Below are 17467 nucleotides of genomic sequence, written 5' to 3' on the forward strand. Positions count from 1 at the left end.
CTACTGCGCCAGCACGGTGAAGCCCTGCTTCTCGAACAGCGGTTTTGCGGCGGGCGACCTCAGGTAGTCGACGAAGGCCTGCGCCTCCGGCTTCTCGCTGCCGGCCAGAACCGCGACCGGGTACAGGATCGGCGGGTGGCTGTCGGCCGGGAAGGTGCCGACGATCCGGACCCCCGGATCGGCCGCCGCGTCGGTCTGGTAGACGATGCCGAGCGGCGCCTCGCCGCGCGACACCAGCGCCAGGGTGGCGCGAACGTTCTCGGCCTGCGCCACCTTGCCCTGGACCGAGGACCAGACCCCGAGCTTCTGCAGCGCCGCCTGGCCGTATTTGCCGGCCGGCACCGCCTTGACGTCGGCCATGGCCAGGCGGCCGCCGCCCAGCGTCTCGGCCAGCCCGAAATCCGGGCCGATGGTCAGTTGCACCGCCGAATCCTTCGGCGCCACCAGCACCAGGCGGTTGCCCAGCAGGGTCGACCGCGTCTCCGGCCGGATCAGCTTGCGCTCGGCCAGATAGTCCATCCAGTCGAGATCGGCCGAGATGAAGATATCGGCCGGCGCGCCCGATTCGATCTGCTTCGCCAGGGCGGAGCTGGCGGCGTAGGAGATGACGGCCTTGTGCTTGGCGTCGGCCTGCCACTGGGCGTTCACGGCGTCCAGCGCGTCCTTCAGGCTGGCGGCGGCGAAGACGGTGACGTCCTGCGCCTTGGCCGCGACAGGCACGAAGGCCGTGGCCGCCCCCAGCGCCCCGGCCAGGAACGCGCCGAGCCAGGTGCGTCGTGTGATCCGCATCGTCTGTTCCCCGTTCCGTTTCCAGCCGGGCAGGCCGGCCTGTCAGGCGGGATCTTACCGCACCGTTGTATACGGGCAAACATTTCGAAAAATGCCTCGGGGGCGGCGGTCACGACCGCCGCTTCAGCCCCTGCTCGGCCAGAACCGACCAGAGCCCCTCGGCGCTGTCGGCGAAACGGAACAGGTCGAGGTCCCTGGCCTCGATCATGCCGTGCTCGACCAGCGCGTCGAAGCCGATCACGGCGCGCCAATAGGCCTCGTCGAACAGCACGATCGGCAGGGCCGAGGACTTGCCGGTCTGACGCAGGGTCAGCAGCTCGAACAGCTCGTCGAAGGTGCCGAAGCCGCCGGGGAACACGACCAGCGCATTGGCCCGCATCGCCAGATGCATCTTGCGCATCGCGAAATAGTGGAAGCGAAAGGTCAGGGCCGGGGTGGAGTAGGGGTTCGGCTCCTGCTCGTGCGGCAGGGTGATGTTGTAGCCGATGGTGGGGGCGCCGGCCTCGGCCGCGCCGCGGTTGGCCGCCTCCATGATGCCGGGGCCGCCGCCGGTGGCGATGACGTTGTCGCGCAAGCCCCCCTTGTCGGATACGGCCCCGCCGCGTTCCGACGCGATGCGGCCGAATTCGCGGGCCTGGGCGTACCATTCGGCGTGGCGGCCGGCCCCGTCCTCCCGCACGCGGGCGCTGCCGAAGACGACGATGGTGGAGCGCACGCCCCAGGCCCGCAGCGACTCCTCGGCCTTGGCGTATTCCAGCATCAGCCGGACGCCGCGCATGGAATCGCCGAGCAGGAAGTCCTGGTCGAGCTCGGGCAGGCGATAGGAGGGCGACGCCATCTGCGCCGCGTTCGGACGATGGGTGGGGGCGGGCTTGCTCATCGCCCCTCTAAAGCAGATCGCGGGACGGGCGGGAAGAGGCCCCGCCGTCACACGGGCTCCAACGAACCGCGGCCGTACCGTCCCCGGGTCAGGCCCAGTAGCGCCGGTTCAGGCTGATCCGGCGCTTCAGTTGGCGCGGAATCCGCGCTTCGCGGCGGCCGCAGTGATAGGCGGCCAGCTTGATCGCGCTGCGCAGGATGGCCGACGGAATCGCCAGGGGCTGATGCCGGGCCAGGTGCCGCAGCTCGGACCGCACGAAGCGCCCGCCCTCGCCTTCGGCCTTGCCGAAGCGCTCCAGCAGCCAGGGCGCACGGGCATGCATCACGCCCACATCGAAATAGCGGCGGAACTCCTCGCCGATGCTGTAGCTGTGCGAATGGCGCACCCGGGCCTCGGCGACATAGGCCTTGGCCCAGCCCGACAGCAGCATCCGCCCGGTCACCGCGGCGTCCTCGCCGAAGATGGTGCCGGAGGGGAAGCCGCCGACCATCTCCAGCGCCTGCCGGCGATAGGCGGCGAAGGAGTTGGAGCAGAAGGTCGCCTTGATCCCGGCGCTCACCGCATCCTGCGGGCGCAGCACGGTGCTGTCGGGCGGGTAGTTGAACAGCCGGGCATGGGCCTCGATCGCCCCGGCGCCGTGATGCGGCAGCTGCCGGCCATAGGCGACGCCGACCTCGGGGTCGGCAAAGGCGGCGACGATGCGGGCGATGGTCTCGCCGTCGGCCGGTACCGCGTCCTGGGTCAGGAACACGACGACCTCGATCTGCGGCGACAGCCGGTTGACCGCCCGTTGCCGGGTGCCGCCATGGTCGAATTGCGACCGCGGGATGACCACCACCTCGGCGCCGGCCGCCCGGAAGCGGTCCGCCGTGTCGTCGGTCGAGCTCGAATCGATGACCAGCAGGGTTCCGGGCTGGAAGGACTGGGCCTGCAGGGCCGGCAGCAGGACGTCGAGATGCTTTGCCGCGTTCAGGGTCGGAATGACCAGGGCGACGCGATCCTCGGAGATCTGCGATTTGACCCCGAGCGAAACCCGATCTGCATCAAAGGGCATCATGCCCGTCTCCGAGGATTGTGCAATGCAACATTACGGCAATTTCCACCGCGGGCCAGTCGTACTCATTTCTGGAGGCGGTTCGAAAACTTTCGCGGCGGCTCGCATGGAACGCAATGCCACGGCCCTGGGCGGCCGCTGCGTGTCGCCGCTGCGTGTCGCCGCTGCCGGTCGAACTCGTCTGTCGTGTCCGCCCCCCTGATCGGTGCGGCACGGGCCGCGCGTAACGAACCAACACGCGAGACGCAACAATGATCCAACGAAAGTGGCGTGCCGAGCGTGGGCAGTGGTTTGGCGCGAACCGCGGGGTACGCGCCCGCAACCGGACAGGTGCTGCTCAGCCGCGGCAGCGGGTCAACGGATCGCCCCTGCCGATCGAAGGGCGCCCTTGGCCGCCTTCGCTGCCATGAAGGCCGGATAGCAGAAGGTCAGCAGGAACAGCCTGGTGCTGGCCATCGCATAGCGGCGAACGGTCGCCGGGAACAGGCGCAGCGCCGGGTCGTTCAGGGTCAGGCCGCTGCTGCGGATCGCGATCATCGCGTTGGTCAGCACCCGGATGACGAGCCGGCGCAGGCTGCCATAGGTCTCCGGCTTGAGACCCGGGGTCTGGATCATCGTCTCCAGCGTCCTGGCGGCACAGAAATAGCCATAGATGTGCCGCTCCGACTTTCGGCGGGTCATGATCGAATTGGCGCGGACCCGTCTCAGGAAGTACTCCCTGTCGCGCACAAAGGTGCGGCCGCATTTCACGAACAGCCGCGGCGTGTGCTCCTCGTCCTCATGGAAGATCGACAGGAATTCGAGGTTGTTCCGGTCCGATACGGCGCGCCGATGGATGTAAAGCCAGGAGGTCGGGAGGTAGTTGTTCCGACCCACCTGGAAGTTCAGCAGATCCTCGCCGGTCGGGAACAGCCCCTCCGTGCGCTGCCGGTAGTCGATGAGCGTATGGCTGCTGCCCTGGTTCTCGTCGTCCAGGAACGAGCGTCCAGAGAAGCAGAACAGATCGAGGTCCGGATGGGTCTTCACGGTCTCGCGGAAATCGGCGAACAGCCCGTCCGCGAGGATGTCGTCCGAATCGAAATAGTAGATGAAGTCCCCGGTCGCTGCCGCCGTGCCGACGTTCCGGGCGGCGCCGAGTCCCTGGTTCTCGGTGTGGATGATGCGGACGTTGTCGAGGCGGCCGTACAGCTCCTCGACGATCTGTCCGGTGCGGTCGGTCGAGCCGTCGTCGACGATGATGATCTCATCGGCCGGCGAAGACTGGTTGACGACGGAATCGACCGCCACCTGCACATATTTTTCGACATTGTAGGCCGGGATGACCACGGACAGTCGGGGCGGCTGGTTCGACATCGCCATGTCCCGCCTCAGGCCTCGACCAGGTCGCAATTCTCGACCCGGTTCGTCCAGGCCCGATAGTAGGTCGAGTTCTTGCCGTAGGAGTTGTCGAGCAGCGTCGTCTTCATGCCGAGCAGGCATCCCAGGATGTGGCCGTGCATGCGGGAGGTGACGATCCGGTCGTGCTGCAGGATCTGGCGGTTCAGGCGGGCCACCAGCGCGTCCGTGAACCGGTACCAGGCGATGTCGGTCGGAAACCGCTTCCGTCCGACCCTGGCGTTGATCCGGTCCGCCTTGAGGATCAGGCGGGTGAGGAACCGGTCCGGCCCCGTGCACAGATCCTCCCAGTCGACGGCACGCTCGACCGTGCCGCGGAACTGCTCCGGCAGGTCCGACTGCTCGACGTCGCGGCGGATCATCCAGAGCGTCTTCAGCTTGGCGGCCGCCGCACCGTACGTCTTCACCGGAAAGCTGCGCCAAAGGAAGTGCGCCATGTCCGGGCACATCTCGACGGTGTTGGAGAACTCCCGCCGGAAGACATCGTAGGTCCTCTGGTCGCGCGCGAAGAAGTGCAGATCGCGGTGGCGGGAGAACACCTCCGCCGTCCGCCGCAGCTCCGTCTCGTCGCTGAAGAACAAGGTTTGCGGAAAGACAACGATCCGGTTGTCCGGGTAGTGCTCCACCACCTTCCGGCGCAGCACCTGATGCGACTGGTAGATGTCGCCGAAATTCCCCCCGCCGTGCAGGACGATGGTGGTGTCCTTCGAGATCTGGGGGAAACGGTCGGCGTCCTCAGGAAATCCGAACGTCGAATAGCGGCCGACCACGTCATATTTCCTATCCTTGAAGAAGGCTTCGGTGCCTTTCAGGATCAGGATGTCGCCCACATTGAGATGCATGGGGTAATCGATGTAAATGACCTTGCTGCCCGGCTCGATATACTTATCGATGACCGACAGACGGTCCTTCAGATAATCCATTCCATGCATGCTCTGGAACTTTTCCTGCTGAGACGACGGCCTCGGGGCCTCTGTATAGAATGGAGCCCAGAGACGTGGCAATCTCGTGGCCGAGACAGCCCATGCGACAGATCCTCGGCGGGGGCAAGTGCGGGCTCTAGGCGCGTCCCCCCCGGGCGCGGTTGAGGATCGTCCGCAGCGGGGCGATGAGATCCCAATTGAACAGCCGCATCGAGACCGCCGCGACGATCAGGCCGACGGCGATGCTCGCCGCCAGGCGCAGCTTTGCGTCCGACCCCTCCAGCAGGATCTGCGTGGCGACCACCGAGACGGCCATCAGCACCATCGGCAGCAGCGGCCGAACCACGGCCCGCAGCTGCTGCGTGACCGTGATGCCGCCATAGCGGGCGACCAGGGTGTAGCTCCAGGGCAGCGACACCAGGTTCCGCGACGCCCAGCCGAGGGTGACGGCGACGAGCGACATCTGCGCCGTGATCAGACCGCTCCCCAGCGTGATCACGCAGGCGGCGAAGGCGTACAGCACCAGCGCGTTCTGGCGTCCCTTGGCCCGCAGCAGGGGGCCGGCGAGCGCCCGCGACAGCAGGAAGAACCAGGTCGCGGCGAAGATCTGGACCAGCGGTGCCGCCGGCGTCCATTTGGCGCCGAAGGCCAGCGGCACCAGGTCCGGCGCGACCAGCAGCAGGCCGATGAACATCGGGCCGCCCACCGCGGTGATCAGGCCGGTCGCCGCCAGGAAGACCCGGCTCGGGTCGCGGGACGATCGTTCGAGATCGGAAAAGAACGACAGGCCGAAGCGCACGATGTTGCCCTGGATCAGGTTTCCCGCCTCTTCCACCAGGCGCTGGGCGAATTGAAAGTAGCCGAGCGCGGCGGGGCCATGAAAATAGCCGACCATGAGGGCGAAGGCGCGGGACGTGCCCTGCCACAGCAGCATCTCGAGGCTGATCGAGCCGCCGAAGGAGGAGAGCGACCGGAACTCGTGCGCGTTGAAGCGGAAGCGGGGGCGCCTCGGCATCGCCGCCCAGAGGACGGCGACCGAGAGGGCGTTGGACAGCAGCATGCCGCCGATCATCGCCCAGGCGCCGAAGCCGGCATGGCCGAGCACGGCGATCCCCAGGACCTGTGCGACCCGGGCGAGCATCATGCGCCGGGTCAGGACGTTCGCCCGCATCTTGCGGGTCAGGATGGCGACCGGAACCGCGATGGCGGCATTCAGCAGCAGCAGCAGGCTCATGGCCATGAGCAGGGACGGCACCTGCGGATCGCTGTACAGCCAGCCCACCGGAATGGCTGCTAAGCAGCAGACGGCGACTGCGGCAACGGCGATTCCGACCAGGCCGGTGAAGGCCGTGTCGGTCACGCTCGTGTGCACCGAGCGGTGCCGCACCAGGGATTCCTGGATCCCGAAACCGGAGATGAGGCCGAGCAGGGTGACGATGCTGATCGCGATCCCGGCGCGGCCGATGTCGGCGGGGGCCAGGAACCAGCCGGCGACGAGGACCGACGCGAAGCCGGTGACGGCGTTGGACACGGCCTCTGCCGCGGCCCAGGGGGCCGCCCGCACCACGCGGGTCTCCAATCGTTTGGACATGGCGTGCCTAAATCGCGTCGGACAGGGCTGAGCGGCCGGAATGGTCCGTCCGCCGATCGGCGGTCAGTTCCCGGTGCCCTCGGACTGCTTGAGGTACCAGTTCCACGCGGTCCGGATCGACTCCTCCAGGTCGAAGCGGGGCTGGAAGCCCAGGACCGACGCGGCCAGGCCGGGATCGGCGACGAGGGTCGGCGAGTCGCCGGGGCGGGGCGGCGAGAGCCGGACCGGAACCGGGCGCCCGGTCACCCGCTCGACCGCGGCGATCACCTCGCGGACCGTGTGGCCGGTGCCGGTCCCGAGATTGAACGCCCGAGACGAACCGCCGGCGAGCAGGTAGCGCAGGGCGCGGACATGGGCGTCGGCCAGGTCGGCGACATGGATGTAGTCGCGGACGCAGGTCCCGTCCGGCGTGGGGTAGTCGTCGCCGAGGATCTCGACATGCGGGCGGTGGCCGGCCGCCGCCATCAGCACGAGCGGGATCAGATGGGTCTCGGGATCGTGTGCCTCGCCGATCTGGCCGTCGGGATCGGCGCCGCAGGCGTTGAAGTAGCGCAGCGCGGCCCAGCGCAACCCATAGGCGGCGGCGAAGTCGGCCAGCATGCGCTCGATCATCAGCTTCGATGCGCCATAGGGGTGGATCGGGTGCTGCGGCGTGTCCTCGGCGATCGGAACGCGCTCCGGCGGGCCGTAGGTGGCACAGGTGCTGGAGAACACGACGGTGCCGATGCCGTGACCCCGTGCGGCCTCGAGCAGGCTGAGCGACCCCGAGACGTTGTTCCGATAATACAGGGCGGGCTCGGTGACCGATTCCCCGACATAGGTCAGGGCGGCGAAATGCAGGATGGCGACGGGCTTGTGGCGGGCCATGACGCGGTCCAGCGCCGGTCCGTCGCCGATATCCGCCTCCTCCAGCGGTCCCCACTGGACGAAGTCGCGATGTCCTCGTGACAGGTTGTCCACGGTGACCGGAACAAAACCGGAAGCTGCCAAGGCCTTGCAGGCATGACTGCCGATATAGCCGGCACCGCCTGTGACCAGCACGGTGCGATTGTCGCTGTCCATGATCGGAAATCCTGCTTCGACATCCTTCTGGGACATGCCTGCCTGGCCGGTATTTCACGCCGGTTGGTCGAGAAGATGGCAGTGTCTGCCACATCCTCTTACCGACCGCAAAGCTTCCCATTCTTCCCCTCCTGAAAACGACGACATCAATCGGGTCGGGCAGAGGGCGCGGTTGATGCGTCGATCCGCACCTTCGGCGGATCACCGGCCGACCAGGGCTGTCCTGGCTGCGCCGCCCCCGCGGGCGTGGCCAAGCTTTCGCGGCCGTGATACGAGCATGGGCGCGCCGTGGGCATGCCGCCTCGCGGCGAGGGCCGGCCGGGTCGCGAGGCCGGATGGAGCGGGGATCCTCTAGAAACGCAGATGATCGAAGATCGGTCGAAAGATGCCGCCTGTCCCGAGGTCGACGTGCTGGTCGCCACATACAACGGCGAGCGGTTCCTGCCTGAGCTCCTGGACTCCCTGCTGCAGCAGAGTCACGGGCGCGTGAACGTCATCATCGGGGACGACGGTTCCAAGGACCGGACGCGCGAGGTCGTCGAGCTCCATCGTCCGCGGTTCGGGCGCCTCGAATATCACGACTTCGCCGCCGAGGCGTCGCACGGGGCCTGCGTCAACTTCTCCCGTCTGATGGTCAAGGCCGGATCCGACTACGTGATGTTCTGCGACCAGGACGACGTCTGGCTGCCGACGAAGATCGAGCGGACTCTGGGGCTGATGCGGTCTGTCGAGGCCGCGCGCGGGCCGGATCTGCCGATCCTGGTGCACACCGACCTCAAGGTCGTCGATCACGACCTGGCGCCGCTGGCCGAATCGATGTGGCGGGCGCAGGGCATTGATCCGGGGCAGACATCGGTCCGCAGGCTCATCGTGGAGAACAACGTCACCGGCTGCACCGCGATGATCAATCGGGCGCTGCTGCGGCTCGTCGGCGACATCCCGCCGCAGGCGATCATGCATGACTGGTGGATCGCCGTCGCCGCGGCGTGCTTCGGGACGATCGCCCATCTGCCGGAGCAGACGATCCTGTACCGGCAGCACGGCGCCAACGCCATCGGCGCGAAGACCTGGGGCGTCGAGGCCATATGGCGACAGATGATCGATGTGCTGTCGGGCCAACAGGCCGCCGCGTCGGTGCAGAAGACGATCGACCAGGCGGGCGCGTTCCTCGGCCGCTACGGTGACCGGATGGACGATGCGACGCGCGGGCTCTTCTCGCAATATGCCGCCGTCAAATCGATGCCGAAATTGGCGAGAAAGCTGTTCCTGATCCGGAACGGGCTGGTCAAGGCCAAATGGCAGAAGTCGCTGGGCCAGATCCTGGTGACATGACCTTCCGCACGCCGCCGGCGGTGCGGATCCTGGCAGGGCGCCGGACGCGCATTTCGAGGACGAAGGATGCCCCAGGTCTCCGTCATCATTCCCACCTACAACCGCGCGGAGACGATCGAGGCGGCCGTGCGGAGCGTGCTGCAGCAGACCTTCCAGGACTTCGAGGTCCTGGTCGTCGACGACGCGTCGACCGATGACACGGTGGCCAGGCTGTCCCGCATCGAGGACAGCCGCCTGACCGTGATCGGGGCGCCGACGAATGGCGGCGGGGCGCGCGCCCGCAATCTCGGCCTCGAGCGGGCGACGGCGCCCCTGGTCGCCTTCCAGGACAGCGACGATTTCTGGCTTCCGACCAAGCTCGCCAGCCAGGTGGCGCTGCTGCAGCAGGGCGATGCCGGGACAGTCGCCACATTCTGCAGCTTCATCTATCTCTCCGGGCCGCGCGCGGCGGTCCTGCCGGCCGGCACCGAGATTCCGCCGGCCGAGATCGCGCGGACGCTGTTCCGGCGCAATCTGATCAGCACCCAGACGCTGCTGGCGCGGCGCTCGGAGATCGAGGCCATCGGCGGCTTCGACCCGGCGATGCCCCGCTTCCAGGACTGGGAGCTGTGCATCCGCCTGGCGCAGCGTGGCGAGATCCGACACGATCCCACGCCGCGCGTCGTCGTCTGCGCCACCCCGAACAGCATCTCCACCCGATACGGGGCCAGCCTCGAGGCCCGGCAGCGCATCATCGACCTCTGTCGCAGGCTCGACGCGCCGAGGGAGGCGCAGGCGGCGCAGTGCTTCACCCTGGGCACGAGGCTTCTCGCCGTCGGGCGCACGCGGGAGGCGGCGGCGGCGTTCCGGGCCGCCCGCGGGCTCGGCGGCGGCCTCAAGCCGCGCGTCGGGATCGCGCTGTCCTACCTGCCGAGCGGGCTGTTCAAGACCTTCACCGAGCCCGCCATCATCCGGAGGGACAGCGGCTTGCGCTGACGGCCGTCGGGCGACTCGGCACGGGTTGCGGACGGCAGGGGAGTTGATTGTCGCAGCCGTGGCGTTGTAGAGACGTGGGCGCTTTCGACAACATGGAATGGTTGGGAAGGTCCCGGAGCCCCCGGGGGATCGGGATACGAGAGCGAGGCTGCCTGGTACGGCACCGGAGCGCGGATCAGGACGGCGTGATCCGATGCACCTCGGCTTCCTGAAGTCGGCGTGGCGACGAAGCCAGCCAGGATCTGCTATGGAGAATCCATGACGGTTGCACGTGAATTCCCCGGCCTCAGCGTTCCTGATCCCGAGGTGACGACACCCCCCGGGGCCAGAAGAGTCTCCATTTCGAAGCGGGAAGTCATCGCGGCCGCTGCTGTCGTCCTGTTAGTCTGGGTTCTGGTCGGCTTTTATCTGGCGACAGCGATCCCACGCTATACAGCCTCGGTCGTCATCGGATCCGCGGGGCCGGACAGCAATCAAAGTTCGGCTCTGTCTTCCGCGCTGTCCGCGCTTTCCATACCGACGTCCGTGGGCCGAAGCAGCAACGCGACCGAGAAGTATCTGTACATCATCACGACCCCCAGCTTCGCGAAGCAGCTGATGGAGAAGCACGGCTTTGAGAAGCTGATTTTCAGGGATCGTTGGGATGGCAGCCAATGGACTGCGCCTCGCGGCCTCACGAACACGCTCTCGATCGCTCTGAGGGAGCTCTTCGGCTACCAGCCATGGGCCCCGCCCGATGAGGTCGACGTGGCCAATTACCTGTCCAACAACCTGCTGCTGGAGGAGGACAACGACAGCGGGTTTGTGAAGATCTCCTTTGACAACGCCAACCGGGATCTCGCGGCCAGGGTCCTGGACATCGTCACGACGGAAGGCGATGCGTATCTCAAGGAGGTGAACGAGGGGCTTTATCTGTCCCAGCTCGACTTCGTGACCAAAAAGATCGCCGAGACCAGCAATCTCGAGGTGATCAACGCGCTCCGCGCCTATCTCGTGAACGTCGTGCTCAGCAAGACTCTGCTGAGCGACAGCAACAGCTATGCCATCCGCACCTGGGGCGGCGTCAGCGTGACCAGCCTGCCGACCAAGCCGCCGGTGGTGATGGCGTTCCTTCTCGGTTTCGTGCTCGGCCCGATCCTGGCTGTGTCGCTGATATTCTTCGGGCGCTGGATCCGCCCGAAGGCATGACCCGGACCAGCTCGGCGATGGGGAGCGATGCGGGCCGATCCATCGGCGAGGGGCCTGCGCTCGGGCCGGCCGACCTTGCGGCGTTCAAGATCGCCGTGATGCTGCTGTTCGTGGCCGTCATCCTCGGGATCGGCAGCTCGATCGCGATTCTGGCCCTGCAGGTGCTGCTCCTGCTGGTGCTTCTCGCCTTCGTTGTGAAGGACGCGATCGCCCGGCGCTTTGCCGTGGATCCGACCTTCGGTGCCCTGGGGCTGATTTTGCTGATCGTCGGCTACGCCATCGTTGCGGCGTTCATCTCCTATTCTGATGCGAGCTATTCGACGTCTATCCAGATAAAATTCCTGCTCACTTTTCTTTCGACTCTCTTCATTGTCTGGATTTTGTATTATTCAATTATAAACGGGTTGATTTCTCCGGAAGCCATTCTGAAATGCGCCATATACGCTTTTGTCATATATAGCGTCGGCAAGATTGCTATCAATATCTTTATTGTTATGCAGCTGCTTCAGCAAGATGAGCTGAGATCCATTATTAGAAATAGTTTGGGGGCGGCCTTTATTAGTACAAGTCTGTTTTTTGGATTGATTCGAATAAATCTGCCTCCGGACTTTGGAATGCCGATAGTTATTTTCTGTCTCGTGACGTCGAGACGGCTGGGGATCTCGATCTCCGGCAAGGCGAAGGCATTCTACATCTTCGTGCTGCTGTCGGCCATGCTGATCGCGTATTCGCGCTACCTCTGGGGGGTTGCGTTCTGCGCGACTCTCTTTGCGACCCTGGTCATGGGAAGAAAGCATCTGCTGGTCTTCACCGTGCTGCTGCTGGGGGTTTCCGGATTCGCACTGACGACCGAGGAGGTCCGCACCGCGATCGAGAACAGATTCTCGTCTTATGCGGTCGACGCGTCGGATGAGCTTCGCGATACTCAGATGAAGGCTTTGCTGGATTCGATAGACGCTCAGCCCTTTTTTGGAAAGGGGCTGGCGACTTATGTTCCCTATCTTATTAGATCGAAGAGTTCTCCATACAGCTATGAGCTTCAAATATTGGCGACGATGATGCAGCTAGGCATCATTGGCGTAATTCCGATTCTAATTTTCCTCGCATCATTTGTGTCTACGATTAGGACGAGGAATATTTTCGTGTATTCGATGATCTGTGTAATGTATGCATTCTGGATTTTAGCAGGGTTTACCAACCCGTCTTTGATCGGGCGGGCTGCGGCGATCGTATTCGTCATGTTCGTGTGCGTCGGGCTGCTGTCGCCGCGGCTGGAGCGACAAGCGGGGGCGTGACGGAGCGGCTGGGGTAAGCGGTGGCTGCGGCCTGGCGCCCCGGCGGCCGGTCGCCCATCCTGCGCTGTCTGCGCCGGGTGCCGGAGAATGGGTGCCGGCGAATGGACGGCGAGGAGCTCGGTCGTCCTCGCAGCTTGACCGGACCCGTCTGAACCGGCAGTTATGGAGTCGGAAGCATCCTGTTTGATCCGTTTCATGGGGAGTATTCGCAGACCCCTTACCCAAGAGGGCTGGTCGATGAACTTCAAGCAAACGATCAAAAACACCGTCCCGGCGCCGATTTTTTCCATCATCAGGGACGTTCCGTGGGCAGTCCGTGATCTGTTCGATCGCAGTGATCAAAATGAACTGATGCCGCCGCTGCGACTGATGCGAGACGGGCCGAGGGGGCGGAAGATCTGGTCGCAAGCCGGAGAAGAGGTCGTTCGCTTCTACCGCGACGTGCTGCGGCTCGACAGAAGCTCCATCATGCTGGACATCGGCAGCGGTATCGGACGGCGGACGATCCCGTTGCTGTCCTATCTCGACGACAGGGCGCGTTACGTCGGCCTCGACATCGATCCGGATCAGGTCCGCTGGTGCAGCCGCAACATTACACCGCGCAACTTCCGCTTCAGTTTCATCCATATCGATGTCTTCAATAAGTTCTACAACCACTCCGGCGCCATTCCCGCGTCGAAGCTCGTTCTCCCTTTCCCGGACAATTCCTTCGACGTCGTCTCATTGTGGTCGGTCTTCACCCACATGTATCCGGACGACGTGGCGCACTATCTTGCCGAGATCGGCCGCGTGCTGCGCCCCGGAGGCCGGCTGGTCGCGTCCTATTTCCTGATGAACGACGACACGAAGGCCGGTCTGAAGAACGGGACGATCAATCGCATCATGTATCCGGGTGACCGCTACTGGACCACCAATCCGAACATGCCCGAGGACATGATTGCGCTGGACGAGGCTTGGCTGCGCGGCGCTTACGCCGATGCAGGTTTGGCCGGCGTCGAATCCGTCCTTCGCGGTCGGTGGGCCGGTGCTGAGGTCGATCCGGCTCTGTTCGGTCTCAACTGGCAGGATATTGTCGTGGCGCAGGCTGCAGACCCGGCACACCCGCCTGCCTCGTCCGGAGGTGTGGCTTAGGGGCCGTCTCGAAAGGCCGAGTGCTCCGCGTCATCCTGCTGCTCTGACATCGCAGCCCCGGCCGGCTATGATCCGGACGGGTGATGGGCGCTCGTCGGGGCTCCAACGTGGCCTCGACAGTTTCTTCGATCGCAAGGCCCTCCGCCACTCAGCCCTCTTGGGGGGCGGCTCTCGGAGACAAGGAGGAGTATATGGCCTGGGGTAAGCTGTCACTGGCATGCTGTTCGGCTCTGATATGGGCTTTGAGCGGAAGTGCTTCGGCTCAAACTCTTCGGCAGTGCGCAGACGGCTTCGAGGCCTCCGTCTGCGGAGATGGCACGATACAGGCCGACGTCTTTGGCTCGCCCCTGGAGATCAGGACGTCGACGCGGATGGGTGGCGCGATCGAATCGCTCACGTGGAACGGCAAGGAGTTCATCAACAGCTCGGATCATGGCCGCTTGATGCAGTCGGCCTCGAGCTTCAACAAGCTGGGCGAGTGCTACAATCCCACCGAGGCCGGCTCGACATATGACAAGCGCGGGAAGTCGAGCAGTCAGCTGATCGAGTTCTCCGCTCAGGGAAACCGGCTGACGAGCACCAACCGCCCGGCCTATTGGAGAAACTGTCTGCGCGACAAGGGTGACAGGGTTGCCGCCACCCGTACCGACTCATCCGTTCTCCAATTGCTTCAAAGCGTCGGCGGCAAGCAGGAGCTTTCAAAGGCTTCAGACCACACGTTCTCGAAGGATGTCACGATAGGGTTTGAAGGGCATCCCAATATCATCGTTTATAAAGTGACGTTCCGGATTCCCGATTCCTTTCCCTTTACCGATGCCGTCTTCGAGCCGTTGACGGCTTACATGCCCACCAGCACGGTCTCCGAATTCTTCAGGTACGCACCCCTCGGCAAGGGGGCCTGCTCCTGGCCGGAGATGTGCCGCTTGCCGGACGCGCCGAAAGGATATACCCAACGCCTCCCCCTGATTCTGTCCTCGTCGGACGGCAAGTATGCGATGGGCATCTACTCGCCGGATGTCATCTCCACCACCGACGCTGCCCGCGCCCGGGAAAATTTCTACAACTTCTTTTACAACTCCGACGGACGGGCCAGCTCCGTCGTCAAGTGGAATGTCACGGCTGTCAGGAAAGATCTATCGTCTAGAGAATATTCATTCACAGAATACGTGGTCATTGGTTCGAAGGAGCAGGTGAAGGAGGGTATAGACTTCCTCTACACACATTTTCGCGAAAGATAGCGCTCGTCGGAGCGGCCGCGAAGAGACAGGGCGATCGGTTCAGGAAGGGCTGCCGCGTCCTCAGGCTCTGGGGAGTCGACAGGTGGGGGATGGGGCGATAGGGTGGCGCGCCTTTGGACGTCCGGTGATGGGGGATTGTGAGTTGGTTGATCTGTCGTCAACTGAGATACCGGACGTGAAGTTCGTCAGACTGCGCAGATTCGAGGACGCCCGCGGCTATTTCTTTGAAACCTGGAACTCGGAGAAGTTTCGGGACGCGGGGCTGCCGGTCGACTTCGTCCAGGACAATCAGGCCGGCAGCGTCGCCGTCGGCACCATGCGCGGCCTGCACTATCAGACCGCCCCGCACGCCCAGGGCAAGCTGATCGGCGTGATCCGCGGCTCGATCTTCGACGTCGCGGTCGACATCCGCCACGGCTCCCCGACCTTCGGCCGTGCGGTCGGGGTGACGCTGACAGCGGCCGAGCCGAGCCGACTCTGGGTCCCGGTCGGCTTCGCCCATGGCTATGTCACGCTCGAGCCGGACACCGAGGTCGTCTACAAGGTCACCTCCGGCTACGCACCGCAGGCCGAGGGAGGCATCCGCTGGGACGACCCGGCGCTCGGCATCGACTGGCCGATCCCGCCCGCCGAGATGATCGTCAACGACCGCGACCGCAGCTGGCCGCGCCTCGCCGACGCCCCCGCCCATTTCCGGTACGGTGCAGCATGACCATCTTCGTGACCGGCGGCGCCGGCTTCATCGGCTCGGCCCTCGTCCGCCAGCTGGTCGCCGACGGCGAGACCGTCGTCACCATCGACAAGCTGACCTATGCCGGCAACCTGGACAACCTGGCCGGGCTGGACGCCACAGGCCGGCACCGTTTCGTCCAGGCCGACATCTGCGACGTCGACGCGATGCAGGCCCTGTTCGCCGAGCACCGCCCGGACATCGTCTATCATCTGGCGGCCGAAAGCCATGTCGACCGGTCGATCGACGATCCGCTGGCCTTCGTCCGCACCAATGTGATGGGCACCGCCAGCCTGCTGACCGCGGCGCTGGGTTACTGGCGCGGCCTGCCGCACGGCAACGGCTTCCGCTTCCTGCACGTCTCGACCGACGAGGTCTATGGCGAGCTGGACGCGACCGGCCTGTTCTCCGAGACCAGCCCCTACCAGCCGAACTCGCCCTATTCCTCCAGCAAGGCCGGCTCCGACCACCTCGCCCGGGCCTGGCACCGCACCTACGGCCTGCCGGTGATGGTATCGAACTGCTCGAACAATTACGGGCCGTACCAGTATCCGGAGAAGCTGATCCCGGTCGTCACCCTGAACGCGCTCGAAGGCAAGCCTTTGCCGATCTACGGCAAGGGCGAGAACGTCCGCGACTGGATCCATGTCGACGACCACGCCGCCGGGCTGCGCGCGATCATCGCCAGGGGACGCCCGGGCGACACCTATCTGATCGGCAGCCGGTCGGAACGGAGCAACATCGACCTGGTCCGCCAGATCTGCAGTATCCTGGACGAGCTGCAGCCGGCGGCGCAGCCCTATGAGAGCCTGATCACCTTCGTCACCGACCGGCCGGGCCACGACGCCCGCTACGCCATCGACCCGACCAAGGCCGAGACCGAGCTGGGCTGGCGCCCGAAGCACAGCCTGGAGCAGGGGCTGCGGGAGACCGTCGCTTGGTACATCGCCAACCGCGACTGGTGCGCCCGGGCGGGCGAGCGCAGCCGCCTCGGCCTCGGCCGCGCGGCATGACGCTCGTCGTCTTCGGCGCCGGCGGCCAGGTCGGGCGCGATCTGACCGAGCTGGCGCAGGCCCGGGGCCTCGCCGTGCGGGCCTTCGCCCGGTCGGAGGTCGACATCACCGACGCCGCCGCGGTCGCCGATGCCGTCCGGGGGGCGGAGTTCGTCGCCAACTGCGCCGCCTACACTGCGGTCGACAAGGCCGAATCCGACCGCGACAGGGCCTTCGCCGTGAACGCGACCGCGCCCGGCCTGATGGCGCGGGCCTGCGCCGAGGCCGGCGCGGTCCTGCTGCACATCTCGACCGACTACGTCTTCCGCGGCGACGGCGACCGGCCGTGGCGCGAGGACGACCCGATCGCGCCACTGTCGGTCTATGGCGAGAGTAAGGCGGCGGGCGAGGCGGCGGTCCGGACGGCGCTGCCGCGCCACGTCATCCTGCGAACCGCCTGGGTCTTCGCCGCGCACGGCCATAACTTCGTGCGCACCATGCTGCGGCTCGGCGCCGAACGGCCGGAGCTGCGCATCGTCGCCGATCAGCGCGGCGGCCCGACCCCGGCCGCCGACATCGCCGCGGCGATCCTGGCGATCCGCGACCGCGTCCTGGCGCCTGGCTTCACCGACTGGGGCACCTTCCACTTCGCCGGCGCCCCCGCCACCACCTGGTACGACTTCGCCGCGGCGATCTTCGCCGAAAGGGCAGGGGCGGCCCCGGTGCTGCACCCGATCGCGACCTCGGACTACCCGACCCCGGCACGGCGACCGTCGAATTCGGTGCTGGATTGCGGCAAGATCGGCCGGGTGTTCGGTCTGGCACAGCCCGATTGGCGGCTCGCGCTGCCCGCCATGGTGCGGTCGCAATAGCGGCGCAGAAGGGCGTGCCG

16 protein-coding genes are annotated in these 17467 nt (G+C 65.6%); 9 read left to right on the forward strand and 7 right to left on the reverse strand.

Features of this window, described 5'->3' with window-relative positions:
• The 7 genes from modA to galE all read right to left on the reverse strand — a co-directional run bounded on the left by modA (position 1) and on the right by galE (position 7694).
• Complete coding sequence (gene modA, locus G537_RS0119935; RefSeq protein ID WP_026871626.1) at positions 1 to 789, reverse strand: molybdate ABC transporter substrate-binding protein; 789 nt, start codon at positions 787 to 789, stop codon at positions 1 to 3.
• A 109-nt stretch (positions 790 to 898) separates the two neighbouring features.
• Positions 899 to 1669, reverse strand: coding sequence for an LOG family protein (locus G537_RS0119940; RefSeq protein ID WP_026871627.1), 771 nt, complete (start codon positions 1667 to 1669; stop codon positions 899 to 901).
• Positions 1670 to 1757: 88 nt separating this feature from the next.
• Positions 1758 to 2726: a glycosyltransferase family 2 protein gene (locus tag G537_RS0119945; RefSeq protein WP_211230438.1), complete on the reverse strand. Its 969-nt coding sequence runs from the start codon at positions 2724 to 2726 to the stop codon at positions 1758 to 1760.
• A 351-nt stretch (positions 2727 to 3077) separates the two neighbouring features.
• Entirely contained in the window at positions 3078 to 4082 is a 1005-nt protein-coding gene (locus G537_RS38870) for a glycosyltransferase family 2 protein (RefSeq protein WP_051248691.1), read from the reverse strand.
• Positions 4083 to 4090: 8 nt separating this feature from the next.
• A complete protein-coding gene (locus tag G537_RS0119955; protein WP_026871629.1) occupies positions 4091 to 5041 on the reverse strand; it encodes a polysaccharide pyruvyl transferase family protein in 951 nt (316 codons plus the stop codon).
• A gap of 136 nt (positions 5042 to 5177) precedes the next feature.
• Complete coding sequence (locus tag G537_RS0119960; RefSeq protein WP_081688925.1) at positions 5178 to 6632, reverse strand: oligosaccharide flippase family protein; 1455 nt, start codon at positions 6630 to 6632, stop codon at positions 5178 to 5180.
• Positions 6633 to 6695: 63 nt separating this feature from the next.
• The gene (gene galE, locus G537_RS0119965; protein ID WP_034852364.1) at positions 6696 to 7694 is read right to left on the reverse strand and encodes a UDP-glucose 4-epimerase GalE; all 999 of its coding nucleotides are present in this window, start codon (positions 7692 to 7694) and stop codon (positions 6696 to 6698) included.
• A 294-nt stretch (positions 7695 to 7988) separates the two neighbouring features.
• Between galE and G537_RS38875 the strand changes: the two genes are divergently transcribed.
• The 9 genes from G537_RS38875 (at position 7989) to rfbD (ending at position 17447) form a co-directional block, all read left to right on the forward strand.
• Positions 7989 to 9026, forward strand: a complete 1038-nt coding sequence (locus G537_RS38875) for a glycosyltransferase family 2 protein (RefSeq protein WP_081688926.1) — start codon at positions 7989 to 7991, stop codon at positions 9024 to 9026.
• Positions 9027 to 9092: 66 nt separating this feature from the next.
• Positions 9093 to 10001 carry a glycosyltransferase family 2 protein gene (locus G537_RS42195; RefSeq protein ID WP_051248695.1) on the forward strand — a complete coding sequence of 303 codons (909 nt, stop codon included), beginning with the start codon at positions 9093 to 9095 and terminating at the stop codon, positions 9999 to 10001.
• 258 nt (positions 10002 to 10259) lie between these two features.
• A complete protein-coding gene (locus G537_RS0119980) occupies positions 10260 to 11189 on the forward strand; it encodes a GumC domain-containing protein (protein WP_081688927.1) in 930 nt (309 codons plus the stop codon).
• A complete protein-coding gene (locus tag G537_RS0119985; RefSeq protein WP_026871633.1) occupies positions 11186 to 12484 on the forward strand; it encodes an O-antigen ligase family protein in 1299 nt (432 codons plus the stop codon). Before G537_RS0119980 ends, G537_RS0119985 begins: the two co-directional genes overlap by 4 nt.
• A gap of 237 nt (positions 12485 to 12721) precedes the next feature.
• Positions 12722 to 13615, forward strand: a complete 894-nt coding sequence (locus tag G537_RS42200; protein WP_162146130.1) for a class I SAM-dependent methyltransferase — start codon at positions 12722 to 12724, stop codon at positions 13613 to 13615.
• Positions 13616 to 13806: 191 nt separating this feature from the next.
• Positions 13807 to 14853 (forward strand): hypothetical protein, encoded by a 1047-nt coding sequence (locus G537_RS0119995; RefSeq protein WP_155888687.1) that lies wholly within the window; start codon positions 13807 to 13809, stop codon positions 14851 to 14853.
• A gap of 127 nt (positions 14854 to 14980) precedes the next feature.
• Entirely contained in the window at positions 14981 to 15565 is a 585-nt protein-coding gene (rfbC, locus tag G537_RS0120000) for a dTDP-4-dehydrorhamnose 3,5-epimerase (protein ID WP_034852366.1), read from the forward strand.
• Positions 15562 to 16596: a dTDP-glucose 4,6-dehydratase gene (gene rfbB / locus G537_RS0120005; protein WP_026871636.1), complete on the forward strand. Its 1035-nt coding sequence runs from the start codon at positions 15562 to 15564 to the stop codon at positions 16594 to 16596. The genes rfbC and rfbB overlap by 4 nt, the downstream gene beginning before the upstream one ends.
• The gene (rfbD, locus tag G537_RS0120010) at positions 16593 to 17447 is read left to right on the forward strand and encodes a dTDP-4-dehydrorhamnose reductase (RefSeq protein ID WP_026871637.1); all 855 of its coding nucleotides are present in this window, start codon (positions 16593 to 16595) and stop codon (positions 17445 to 17447) included. The genes rfbB and rfbD overlap by 4 nt, the downstream gene beginning before the upstream one ends.
• The last annotated feature ends 20 nt before the right edge of the window (positions 17448 to 17467 follow it).

Source organism: Inquilinus limosus DSM 16000 (assembly GCF_000423185.1).
Lineage (GTDB): Bacteria > Pseudomonadota > Alphaproteobacteria > DSM-16000 > Inquilinaceae > Inquilinus > Inquilinus limosus.